We start from the raw sequence: 12,130 nt of genomic DNA on the forward strand, positions 1-12,130 counted from the left end.
CGTCGATACGCCGGGCCGTCGTTACGGTGGGTGGCGCGCTGACCCACCGAAGACTGTAAACGGAATACCTCCATTTGAACGAATGAATTTTAGCGAAACACTTCATAAGCACCCGATTTTTGATACCATTGCACAGCAGGCCAGTATGCTTGGGCTACGAGCCTACGTTATTGGCGGCTTTGTGCGTGATTTGGTGATGAATCGACCTTCGAAAGACATCGATGTGGTGTGTATTGGGAGTGGTATTGCCCTGGCCGAAGCCGTTGGGAAAGCGCTGGGTACAAACGTATCGGTGTTCCCGAATTTTGGTACGGCCATGTTGCGGGATAGCAAAGGTGAGCAGGAGTGGGAGGTGGAATTTGTTGGTGCCCGTAAAGAGTCGTACCGAAGCGACTCCCGCAAACCTATTGTGGAAGATGGTACACTGGAAGACGATCAGAACCGCCGGGATTTTACGATCAACGCTATGGGAATCAGTCTTAATGCAGACGATTTCGGTGACCTGCTCGATCCGTTCAATGGCCTGAAAGACATCAAACGGAAAACCATCCGTACGCCACTCAATCCCGACATTACCTTCTCCGACGACCCCCTGCGGATGATGCGGGCCATCCGGTTTGCCTCGCAGTTGAGCTTCGATATTGAACCCGATACGTTCGACGCCATTGTGCGGATGAACGAACGGGTGAGTATTCTCTCGCGCGAGCGTGTCACCGACGAGCTGAACAAAATTATTCTGTCGCCAACGCCTTCGTATGGGTTTAAACTACTCTATCATGCCGGGTTGCTGGAACGAATTTTCCCCGAGCTGGTAGCCCTGAAGGGCGTGGAGACCATTGAAGGAAAAGGGCATAAGGATAATTTTTACCATACCCTGCAGGTACTGGACAATATTGCCCATCGTACCCAGGCCAGTCCATCCCCAGCAGAGCGCGAGAATGAACTTTGGCTCCGCTGGTCGGCTTTACTGCACGATATTGCCAAACCTGCTACCAAGCGTTTCGATGCGAAAGTAGGCTGGACGTTTCATGGGCACGAGGATTTGGGCGCCCGTTGGGTACCCGGCATTTTCCGAACCATGAAACTGCCTCTGAATGAGCATATGCGGTATGTGCAGAAACTCGTACGGTTGCACCTGCGTCCCATTGCGCTGACGAAAGAACAGATCACGGATTCGGCCCTACGCCGACTGCTGTTCGATGCGGGCGATGATCTGGAAGGATTGATGGCCTTGTGCCGGGCCGACATTACCTCAAAGAATTACGAAAAAGTACAGAAACACCTTCGTAATTTCGATAAGGTAGAACGGAAACTGCATGACCTTGAAGAACGCGATAAACTGCGTAATTTTCAGCCGGTTATTACCGGCGAGTTAATTATGGAAACGTTTGGTCTGCCTCCCTCGAAAATCGTGGGCGATATCAAGACCTTGCTTCGGGAAGCTATTCTGGATGGTCTGGTTCCTAACACGCTGGAAGCCGCATACCCATTTTTACTGGAAGAAGGCCGCAAACGCGGTTTAACCCCTAAAACAGTTAGTAATGGACAATGAAAAATGAATAATGGACACTGCATAATGTACCACAATGAGTGTTATTTGCCATTGTTCATTATGCATTGTTCATTATTCATTGATACGTACTATGGATAACAACAATACCAATTTTCGGCGCTTTTTTGGCGCAGCACTCACCATCTTAGGTGTCGTCGTCGTTTTATTTGCTCTGGTCGCTTTTCTGTCGGAAGGGAAAGCTGTTCTGGGCATGCATGTCTCAAAAGCGGAATCGGCCGCTCCCTTCATCGTCGGTATGATTTTTCTGGTCACCGGCGTAAATCTGGTCCGGGAGTCGTAAAGCCTTGCTATTTTTTGTCTACATCAATGGCTGATATGGTCATTTGTGGTAGTTTTGCCAAATGGGTAAGCAAGTCAGCCAGTACGACAAAATTTTTAAAGAAAATATTGAGGCTGTAATACCGAGTATAATAAAAAATATACTGGGTATTACAGCTTTTTCATCCGAAGAACTTCCTGACGACATACAACACACAAAGGAGCGTAAGCCTGATGTGTTGAAGAAAATAACGGATAGCCAGGGAAATGTTTACGTACTGCAAATTGAGTTTCAGGTAGCCGACGAGCCAAAGATGATTTACCGAATGGCTGAATACTATGTGATGCTCGAACGTAAGTATGAAATCCCGATAGAGCAGTATGTTATCTATCTAGGCGCAGCGAAACCAGTAATGCCTACTCAGCTTGTAAGAAAGCGTATGACATTTGAGTATCCGTTAATTTCCTTCTCGGAACTAGACTATCATATTTTTCTGCAATCGGATCGGCCAGAGGAAATTGTTTTAGGAGTTTTGGGTGATTTTAAAGGCGACACGCCTGAAATAGCAATAGGACATATTATTCAACGCATTGAGGAAACGGTTATCGGAGATTTTCCGTTAATGAAATACTTCAGGCAATTGCGGGTTTTAGCCCAATTGCGTAATTTAGGAGACCATCTTAAGGATATAGCTATGGACAGTATTGCCAAATTTGTTAGTGTGGAGAAAGATGCTGCCTATATGGTTGGGTTCGATAAAGGTGAAGAGCAGGCTCAAATCCGCTTTGTGAAAAATCTATTGGCGAAAAGTACATTTACCATTGAGCAAATTGCTGATATTGCTGATGTGTCGGTTGAATTTGTGCAACAAATGCAGGCAGAGAAATGATCTGCAAATAGGTTATCAATAGGCAGAGTTAGTTGCCAACTCCATTTTAACCTATCCAGTAAAACTCCCTTTTATCTAAATTCTGACCTTATCATTTCGCCAGCTTTGCCGTCAATAGCCATTGATAGGTGTTGATGGGCTGGGGGAGACCATTCGGCTGAATTTGCAGATACATCAGGTGCAAATGAGTCGGGGAGCGTGATTTATACGCATTATACCCGGTACGGCCCATTTCGGCCAATTTTTGTCCGCCCTGTACCCAATCGCCTGGACGTACATCCACCTGACTGTTGTGAGCGTAATAAAACAAACCGTGCAGGATGGGGTCATACACCCATATCCAGTTTCCGCCCCGGAATTCGGAGCCGGGTTTCCATTGGGTTTCAATACCGATAACAAGCCCGGATGTCATAGCCAGTATATCGACCGGATCGCCGGTACGGTCGTCGACAACATCCTGATTTCGATCAACGATAAAAATGTCCTGGGCCGGATGGCTACCCCGAACGTTGTAATCGAAGAGGTCAAAGCCTGTACCCCGATAGCCTTCTCCATGCCTGCCGCCAATGGCGCTGGGTGTATATCCTCGGATCGGGAAATTGAAATATAGACCGGACTTGAACAAACTATCACGCTGAACCGAGTCCTGTGGAAAACTCTCCTGGCTATGAAACCGCTCCTGCAACCCGAGCATAATGCTGCTGAACTGAAGTCGGGCCGAGTCAGGGGTTATACTCTGTTCGCGGATTTGGGTATACAACGTTTGAAACTGCTGACAATACGTATAGAGGGACGGTTCGTCAGAATTGCTGATCACAGTTTGCGACGAGGCCGCGTTCAGGCCCCCAATCAATAACGCTCCCACAATACCCAATACCCGCATGAACAGAGTTAGGTCAATCTTCACTACGCTAATTTTTCGGTTAATTCGTCAAAATTACGCAAAGAAGCGGCATTGACGTATGAAATGGCAGGTAAACGAAAGGCATTTCGAAAATAACATTTCGACAGCGGAAAATTTGGAAATAAATTTTATTGTCGCGTTATTCGCCCAAATTTAAAACAAACAATGCAAACAGGAACTGTAAAATTTTTTAATGAAACCAAAGGGTTTGGCTTCATTAAACCCGATGAAGGTGGCGAAGATATTTTTGTACACGCTACTGGCCTCATCGACCAAATCCGCGAAAACGACAAAGTGAAATTTAATGTCGAGCGTGGACGGAAAGGCTTAAACGCCGTTAATGTCGAAATAGCTTAATTGTAAGATATAAAGACAAGCCGATGAAAAAAACATGCCACAAGGCATGTTTTTTTTTGCCCTGTCAGTTTCCAGCGCCATTTTTACGGGTTGAAATTGCCAGATACTGGTCAGGAAATAGTCAAGTGTAGTCAAGAAGTGTTAGGTAATGGTCAAGAATGGTTATTGCTTCTACGCCTGACTACATTTTACCATTTTTGACTACAGTTGACCATTTTTTGGCCATTCTTGACTATGCTTGACAACTTAGTATGATCCCAACTATTGACCAACGGGTAGCAGCCCGGCTCGGCCTGAATGCCCGGTCGGTGACGGCCACCATCGAATTACTCAACGGTGGAGCGACTGTTCCGTTTATTGCCCGCTACCGTAAAGAAGCTACGGCCTCCCCTGATCGTGGACCGCTCGATGAAGTGCAGATTGGACAAATCCGGGAAACCTATCAGAAATTGCTTGAACTCGACAAACGTCGGGAGGCTATTCTCAAATCGATTGATGAGCAGGGTAAACTCACGCCCGAACTTCGTAAGAAAATCGACGCGACCGACTCACTGGTTGACCTGGAAGATCTGTATTTGCCGTATAAACAGAAACGGAAAACCCGTGCCGTACTGGCTATCGAACGTGGCCTGGAACCCCTGGCTAATGTGCTGATTGCCCAACGGGAAGCCAACCTGGATCGAATCGCTCAACGCTACCTAACGGATGCCGTTCCGACTATTGACGATGCATTGCAGGGCGCACGCGATATTCTGGCCGAACGTATCAGTGAAGATACCGACGCCCGACAACGCATCCGGAACCTGTTTGACCGCGAAGCCATCATCCGGTCGACGGTGAAAAAAGGCAAAGATGTAGAGGGCGTAAAATTTAAAGACTATTTCGATTTTGCCGAACCGCTTCGCCGTGTACCCTCGCATCGATTGCTGGCTCTACGTCGGGGTGAAGCAGAAGGTTTTTTGACTGTGAGCATCGGACCGGACGAGGATGCCGCCATCGAACGGCTCGAACGACAATTTGTCGCCGAACGGTCGGGCACCCCGGCCTGTAAGGATCAACTGTATATGGCAATCCGGGATGGCTACAAACGACTGCTCAAACCGTCCCTTGAAACCGAGTTTTCGAACAGCTCGAAAGAAAAAGCGGATGCCGAGGCTATCAAAATTTTTGCCGAAAACCTGCGTCAGTTGTTGCTGAGCCCACCATTAGGCCAGCAGCGTGTGCTAGCCATCGACCCAGGCTATCGAACAGGTTGTAAAACGGTTTGCCTGGATGCACAGGGCAATTTACTAACCGATACGGTTCTGTATCTGACACAATCTGACGCCCAGCGCCAACAGGCAGTGCAGGTAGTCCAGAAACTGGTACTGCAGTATAAAATCGACGCGGTTGCCATTGGCAATGGAACGGCCGGACGCGAAACGGAAGAGTTTGCCCATAGCCTCAACCTTACGAAGCCATCGGGCGAGCAAATTCCCATCTTTATGGTGAGTGAACAGGGAGCCTCCATTTATTCGGCTTCGGAAGTGGCCCGAAATGAATTCCCAGACCGTGATGTTACCGTTCGCGGAGCGGTCAGTATTGGCCGTCGGTTGATGGATCCGCTGGCCGAACTCGTTAAGATTGACCCAAAATCCATTGGCGTTGGCCAGTATCAGCATGATGTAGACCAGACCGATTTGAAAACCAGCCTGGATACGGTTGTTGAAAGCTGCGTGAATCAGGTGGGGGTATCGCTCAATACGGCCAGTGCCTATCTGCTCCGGTATGTATCGGGGTTAGGCCCACAGCTTGCCAATAACATTGTGGCTTACCGGGCCGAACATGGTGCCTTCAGCTCGCGCGACCAGTTGAAGAAAGTCCCCCGGCTTGGACCGAAAGTATTTGAACAATGTGCCGGGTTCTTACGTATCGAAGGAGCGAAAAACCCGTTGGACAACAGCGCTGTTCACCCCGAACGCTACTCCATTGTGGAACGCATGGCCAGCGATGCCGGAAGCTCCGTTGCCGATCTCATTCGACGGCCTGAGCTTCGCCAGCAGATCAAACCCGAACGCTACGTGACTGATACGGCTGGCCTGCCCACCCTGCGCGACATTATTTCCGAACTGGCCAAACCCGGCCGTGATCCGCGTGAGCAGTTGTCGGTGTTTGAATACGACGCCCGCGTTCGGTCGGTCGACGATCTGCACGAAGGAATGGTGCTGCCTGGGGTCGTGACCAACATTACGGCCTTTGGGGCTTTCGTTGATATTGGTGTGAAGCAGGACGGCTTAGTCCACGTTTCGCAGATGGCCAATCATTTTGTTTCGGACCCGAAAACCGTTGTGAAGGTGCACCAGAAAGTAAAAGTAAAGGTGATGGAAGTCGATAAAGCCCGTAAACGTATAGGATTATCCATGAAATTTTGATAGGTTGCATTGTTCCTATGTGCTTTCGCGTTACTTAAAGGCACTTATGATCCAAAACCCAACCCGTATGCAAAAACGCTGGTTCCGGGCTATTGTCTGTCCCGTTCTGCTGAGCGCCTGCCTGCTTTCATTGCTTTCATCCTGCGAGGTCCTTCGTTCGTCGGGGCCATCCGTCAGTCGTCGCCCTTCATCGTCGAAACCCGTTGCCCGTCGAGCGCCAACCGGTAAAACGCCATCTCGTCCACCTGCTGTTCCGGCAAAGTCTTCTGGTCGGGTAGTGGATTCGCGTACATACGAAGACCGGTATGTGCCTGAAGTGGTGAAAATTGCCCGGACCTATACGGGTACGCCCTATCGCACGGGAGGCAACACCACCGACGGAATCGATTGCTCGGGTTTAGTGTATGCGGTATTCAATACCGTTGGCTTGCGGATGCCCAGAGTTTCGTGGCAGCAGTCGGAAGTAGGGCGTGAAGTGGAAGTAGCCGAGATTTTGCCCGGCGATCTGATTTTCTTCGTTCCTGACAAAGGACAGGCGGGGTATGTATCGCATACCGGTATTGTGACGGAGGTAAATGGTGACCAGAACATCCGGTTCATCCATGCGTCGTCCTCGCGGGGAGTGCGCGAAGACAACCTGTACAGCGATTATTTCAAAGGCCGTTTTGTGAAAGCCCTGCGTCCGTTTTGAGCAGATAAGTACAAGTAAGCATAAATCTATTTCGATTTAATCTTTGTCATTCCGACCCTAGGAGGAACTTCAAGCTTGACTAATAATCAACGTTGAGATTCCTCCTAGGGTCGGAATGACAAAAAATGGAATCGCTGGTTTTATCAAGCCCTCTAAAAACGAAAAGCCGCTCGTAGGAGCGGCTTTTTCTATAAAACGAGTGATCGTGTCAGACGGTTGGTTGGGTACTATTGATCAGTTCTTCCCAGTGGGCGCGATCTTTTTTCTTCAGCTTCATTTCCAGGCTCAGGGCTTCGTTGCGGGTTGGGAACTGCTGGGTGAATTTCACTTCCCAGGGTTTTCCATCGGCAGTGGCTGGGTTGGTTTTGGCATTGTGCTGCCACAGCGTGATGCGGAGGTCCTTAGTCTGACCAATGAAGTACTGGTCGGTGGTGGGGCTGTATATAATATAAACGGTATGCATACGGTTACTGGACTATTGTCAAAGCTACACAAATGATAACAGAAAACAAACATTAACCGTGTAGACGGGAAAGTATATTGAGCGGATCAAAAAAAATAGGTTTACCTGTTGGAGAAAGCGATTTTTTCCTCATCTTTGCACCCACAAAACGGGGGATTAGCTCAGTTGGCTAGAGCGCTACAATGGCATTGTAGAGGCCATCGGTTCGAATCCGATATTCTCCACTAAGTACTCTGAAATGCTGTTTCCTGTATCGGAAATGGCATTTTTTATTTGTGATCTACTCTACTGCTGACTGCTCTCTACAAGTTCGTATACAATTGACTTTACAAAGTTGGATTGGTAAGCGAAACCATTTCCAGAATAATTCTCAAAAGCAGCTTTACTGCCTATGGTTCGGCTGGAAGAATACCGGCAATATAAAGTTGTTTGGCTGAGTATTAGCCCGAAAAGCAGGTGGTACAACTATTAGCTATCAGGCTGAAACCCCTACTTACTCAATCGTAAATTTTGGCAGTGGTTTGCCCTTTGGAGCCACTATTCAGACCTCAATTAAAAGTATGTCCCGAAAGGTTAGCTTTACAGCCAAGAAGAAATAATCCTCTAACTCAATCAAAAATCCCAGCTGAATTGGTTGAGCTTTTTTAGTTATCAGTAAAATGATTATCTTAGGTCAAAATAGGCAAGGTTTTTATGAAAAAGCGTAATGCATTTAACATTGATTTCTATCAGTCGTTGGAGCAAATAGATTCAGTCAATATATGGAGATTTCAGCAAACAGTAAAAGAGCTTAAGGAGATTAGACAAAAAGACAAAGCTGATATTATATGTGAACGTAAAGTGTTTAATTTGAATTTTTCAGATGGCAAATTAGTGTTGCATATACAATTGACTAATACTAATGGTGATGTGCTGTCTAGTCTAGATTTTAGCAATAATGAATTGGAATACCTTGAGAATAGACTAAAAAGTTCAAGTAATATATTCTTGAAAGCAAGGTACTCTAATGTTCTTTGGCAAGAAACGAGAAATAATAATTTCGCTGAAATTGCTATTAATTCGTATGTAGATATTATTAATACTGGCAAAGAAATAGAATTGCATGATGTTCCAAATATAATATCTGCTATATTATATATATCGAAAAATTCTAAAAGACTTATAGAAGCTTCAAAAAAGTCTGCGCTTAATTGTTTATATGGTTCAGTTGTTTGGATTAAAGGGCAAATTTTGAAGATTATTTTAGATTCATCTCTTTTCAGAATGCAAGAGTTAGAACCTATAGCAAATGATTTGCCCAACTGGATTGATACCGATAACTACTTTGTAAATTTACAAATTCTAGAAACTGCATTAGCTCTTTATAAGAAAATAGCTAGAGATAATTCTAATATCTATTTACTGCTTGCTGGAAATGAAGACATCATTATTAGGCAACATCCCGATGATAATGATTTCATTAATATTACCAGTGTAGGTAAAAAAGTTCAATACTTAAAGAAAGCTAAAGCAAATAATCAGTATGAATTAGCCATAAAAGAGTATAATAGGCTAAAAAAAATAATGAAGCTAAATAAGATAAGCGTAGACTTAGATCAGGGACTACTTAAGAAACTAAATAGATATTTGAAAGTTAAATCTGATACTATATTAAAGTTAGAGACCGACCAAATCCTAGCATTCTTTGCTGTAGAAGAGAAGATTTTATTAGACAATCAACAAAATATAGAAAATTCTAAACTCCTTCTAAAAGCTTCATTGAGAGGGTTGTTTTCAGTCGCACTTTTTGATATTAATAATAATTTCAAGAAACTCACTGAATCGGAAAAGTTAGAACATGAGATATTGAATAATTATACTTTAGGATATAATGTACAATTTTACGCTTTGTTCCTGCGCGTGTTCATGGATGGAGTAATTATTGGGAAGTTTAACTATTATAAAGTTTATAATTACTTTAAAAACAATACATGGTACGGTCAAAAATATTCCGTAAAGATGGATATAGATGATTCTGAGGGAAGTATAACTTGGTTAAGCATGATAGCGCCTGGTATACATAATTTCTTCTCTCAATTTGAATTGTCTGTACTTTTGCAAACTAATAAGATAAATAACTATATTCTGGCTATAGATTCATTAACTCTAAAATTCGAAGGAGTATTAAGAGACTTTATAAGGTTAACAGGAGGTAATACTACAGTTGATAAGAAGGGTCAATTACAAGAACAGTTGCTTGAAGAATTAATTGATAATCCTAAAACATTAGAATACTTTTCAGAAAGAGATATAGCTTTGTTTAAATATGCCTTTATACGAACTGGTTTAAATATTAGAAATAATGTTGCTCATTCGTTTTTTAGGTATTCAAATTATAATTTACAAACAATATCACTGATTTTTCTATGTTTTTTGAGGCTAGGTAAGTATGAATTGACTTTGAACTCTAATAAATAAGCTCTAATAAATTTTCGTTATAAAATAGTATTTGAAAACTGACAAAGAAGCCCGGCTGAATTGACCAGATTTCTTTGTTTACTGTTGCTGGTTAAGCTTGTTAAAGTAAACAGGCAGGCTGGATACGGCACTGGCTACTGGTTTGTCTATAAGCAGATACCTAGCGCTATCGGATCTTGCCAATAAGTCGGCTCCTTGCCGACAAAACAGCCGGAACTCAACGGGCTCCGGCTGTCCTACTTACTGCTTCACCGATAGCTCGGCATTCTTAATCGATAGACTCATCTCGTTAACCTGCCCTTGACAGAAGAGGAGGGCAGGCAAGTGCTAAAAGTAAGGATATGGGATTGTCGCTCCGATTAATTTGATGGCATGGGTATCTTTAGGCAGTAAACCATCTCGTCGCTTTTCTTTCTGTTTTCGATTAACTGATTTTTTGACGTTGCCTGCTATGCGACAATTGCTTATTTCTCTGGCCCTGATTGGCTTACTCGGTTCATTTAAACCTTCCGAAATGAGTTGGGTGGCCATTGGGGATTCCATTACGTATCTGAATGAACACCTGAACGAAACCGGAAACCGGATTACCAAAGGCTATATGACCCGAGTGGTCGAACAATTACCTTATATTCATTACACCAACCAGGGGCATAATGGCTGGACCGCCGTACGAATTGCCCAGCAAATAGAAACCTTAGGTTTGACGAAAGCTGATCTGTATTCGGTATTCCTGGGAACCAACGATTGGTGGGGGGGTAAGCCATTAGGCCGGTTGACCGATTATCAGAACAACACGGGGACGAATACGGTCTACGGCTCGTTTCGTATTATTATTAACAAGCTGAAAAGTCTGAACCCGAATGCGCCGATCATTCTGATTACGCCCATGCAACGGGTCGATTTTGTCTATCTGACCAATTTCAAGAATAATGCCTACGGCTCCTATAAAGCCAAAAATGGTCAGTTGCTCGAAACGTTTGCCCTGGCGATTGACTCCATTGCCCATGTTGAGCACTTACCCATTGTGGATTTGTACCATTTGAAAGGGCTGGAGCTAAAGAAACTGGTGAAGTACAAACGGCTGAAAAATCCACAGACGGGGGTTTATACAAACTATAAATACCCGGCCTTTATTGATGTGCCGTTCAATCCCGAAACAGACGAATACCCATATCCCGTTGAATCGATCGATAAAACCTACGATGGGCTGCATCCGTCCGATAAAGGGTACGCTCTGATCAGTCGTCAGTTGGTCAAAACAATAAAAAAGCTGGACAGGTAATGACGGATCAGAACGAACGATAGGCTTCCTGCTTGTAGGTTAGTAAACGGCCTCGGGCCGCAACAACAGCCTGATTTAGCAGTTTGAACAAATGATTTCGGGCCAGTTGCAGATTCTTGAGTTTTTCGGCCTCCTCCATAATCTGTACGGTTTGCGCATTGAACTCATGGGCCTGATTACGAAGCTCATTGAGACAAATCGGTGCCTGAAGTGGCGTGAAATTCACCACCGACAGCAGATCAATAAACCAGCTATAATATTGCCCCAGTAAGGCATAGGAGTCTTCATAGAGCCGAATTTCCTTGTAAAAGAAAGGCTTGCGCTGGCTGATCGGAAAGTTGGGAAGCGAAAACCGCTGGATTTTCTGGTGCAGGGTTTTCAGGAGCGTATTGGCCACACTGTCGCTGGTAAACTGCCCGCAAACATCCGCCCATACCTTGTCGATGAGTTGCCGGATGCCCGGAGCCGACCCGTCGGTCAACTGCCTGCGGGCATCCGTCAGGGTTTGGTAATAGTGGAGCTGTACGTCGAATTGTTGATTGATCTGGTCAATCCGGTTAATAATTGAATCGAGGATTAACTCTTCCGGAAACGCTTCCAGTTTGGTTCGTTGCCTCCATTTCGCCATCATTTGGCCCAGCTCGAAAGCCTGGGTCATTTTTTTTGCCAGCGTGCCTTCGTAAGGTGTCATGAATCGTTCTGCTCGGAATTCCTCCACCTGCATTCAGACGAGCCGAATCAGGTTAAGTGTGGTCGGATAAGTTTATATTAACCCACAGAACTCATCCGTAATACGTCGCTAATAGTCAGTACGGGACAATAAGCCGCAGAATAATAGGTAGTT

11 protein-coding genes and 1 tRNA gene are annotated in these 12,130 nt (G+C 45.0%); 9 read left to right on the forward strand and 3 right to left on the reverse strand.

Going from position 1 to position 12,130, the window contains the following annotated elements; translation table 11 throughout:
- Nucleotides 1-82: 82 nt before the first annotated feature.
- The 3 genes from ACYVFD_RS02050 (at nucleotide 83) to ACYVFD_RS02060 (ending at nucleotide 2,721) form a co-directional block, all read left to right on the forward strand.
- On the forward strand, nucleotides 83-1,552 hold the full coding sequence (locus tag ACYVFD_RS02050) for a CCA tRNA nucleotidyltransferase (protein ID WP_461088022.1): 1,470 nt from the start codon (nucleotides 83-85) through the stop codon (nucleotides 1,550-1,552).
- A gap of 91 nt (nucleotides 1,553-1,643) precedes the next feature.
- Nucleotides 1,644-1,853, forward strand: a complete 210-nt coding sequence (locus ACYVFD_RS02055) for a hypothetical protein (protein WP_460949825.1) — start codon at nucleotides 1,644-1,646, stop codon at nucleotides 1,851-1,853.
- Between the two features lie 61 nt (nucleotides 1,854-1,914).
- The gene (locus tag ACYVFD_RS02060) at nucleotides 1,915-2,721 is read left to right on the forward strand and encodes an RpnC/YadD family protein (RefSeq protein WP_461088024.1); all 807 of its coding nucleotides are present in this window, start codon (nucleotides 1,915-1,917) and stop codon (nucleotides 2,719-2,721) included.
- Between the two features lie 91 nt (nucleotides 2,722-2,812).
- Here the strand turns inward: ACYVFD_RS02060 and ACYVFD_RS02065 are convergent, their stop codons facing one another.
- The gene (locus ACYVFD_RS02065) at nucleotides 2,813-3,604 is read right to left on the reverse strand and encodes a M23 family metallopeptidase (protein ID WP_461088605.1); all 792 of its coding nucleotides are present in this window, start codon (nucleotides 3,602-3,604) and stop codon (nucleotides 2,813-2,815) included.
- 186 nt (nucleotides 3,605-3,790) lie between these two features.
- On the opposite strand from ACYVFD_RS02065, the gene ACYVFD_RS02070 reads away from it, so the two are divergent.
- From ACYVFD_RS02070 to ACYVFD_RS02080, 3 genes are all read left to right on the forward strand, one after another.
- The gene (locus tag ACYVFD_RS02070; protein WP_020595610.1) at nucleotides 3,791-3,982 is read left to right on the forward strand and encodes a cold-shock protein; all 192 of its coding nucleotides are present in this window, start codon (nucleotides 3,791-3,793) and stop codon (nucleotides 3,980-3,982) included.
- 251 nt (nucleotides 3,983-4,233) lie between these two features.
- Nucleotides 4,234-6,393, forward strand: a complete 2,160-nt coding sequence (locus ACYVFD_RS02075) for a Tex family protein (protein ID WP_461088026.1) — start codon at nucleotides 4,234-4,236, stop codon at nucleotides 6,391-6,393.
- Nucleotides 6,394-6,460: 67 nt separating this feature from the next.
- Entirely contained in the window at nucleotides 6,461-7,084 is a 624-nt protein-coding gene (locus ACYVFD_RS02080; protein ID WP_461088028.1) for a C40 family peptidase, read from the forward strand.
- A gap of 208 nt (nucleotides 7,085-7,292) precedes the next feature.
- Here ACYVFD_RS02080 and ACYVFD_RS02085 read toward each other — a convergent pair whose 3' ends face one another.
- Entirely contained in the window at nucleotides 7,293-7,547 is a 255-nt protein-coding gene (locus tag ACYVFD_RS02085; RefSeq protein ID WP_020595607.1) for a GIY-YIG nuclease family protein, read from the reverse strand.
- A gap of 150 nt (nucleotides 7,548-7,697) precedes the next feature.
- On the opposite strand from ACYVFD_RS02085, the gene ACYVFD_RS02090 reads away from it, so the two are divergent.
- The 3 genes from ACYVFD_RS02090 to ACYVFD_RS02100 all read left to right on the forward strand — a co-directional run bounded on the left by ACYVFD_RS02090 (nucleotide 7,698) and on the right by ACYVFD_RS02100 (nucleotide 11,286).
- Nucleotides 7,698-7,771 (forward strand) — tRNA-Ala (locus ACYVFD_RS02090).
- A gap of 469 nt (nucleotides 7,772-8,240) precedes the next feature.
- Complete coding sequence (locus tag ACYVFD_RS02095) at nucleotides 8,241-10,004, forward strand: DUF4209 domain-containing protein (protein ID WP_461088030.1); 1,764 nt, start codon at nucleotides 8,241-8,243, stop codon at nucleotides 10,002-10,004.
- Between the two features lie 451 nt (nucleotides 10,005-10,455).
- Nucleotides 10,456-11,286 (forward strand): SGNH/GDSL hydrolase family protein, encoded by an 831-nt coding sequence (locus ACYVFD_RS02100; protein ID WP_461088032.1) that lies wholly within the window; start codon nucleotides 10,456-10,458, stop codon nucleotides 11,284-11,286.
- Between the two features lie 7 nt (nucleotides 11,287-11,293).
- Here ACYVFD_RS02100 and ACYVFD_RS02105 read toward each other — a convergent pair whose 3' ends face one another.
- Entirely contained in the window at nucleotides 11,294-11,977 is a 684-nt protein-coding gene (locus ACYVFD_RS02105) for a hypothetical protein (RefSeq protein WP_461088034.1), read from the reverse strand.
- Between the last annotated feature and the right edge of the window lie 153 nt (nucleotides 11,978-12,130).

The sequence above is a fragment of the Spirosoma gilvum genome (genome assembly GCF_054776815.1).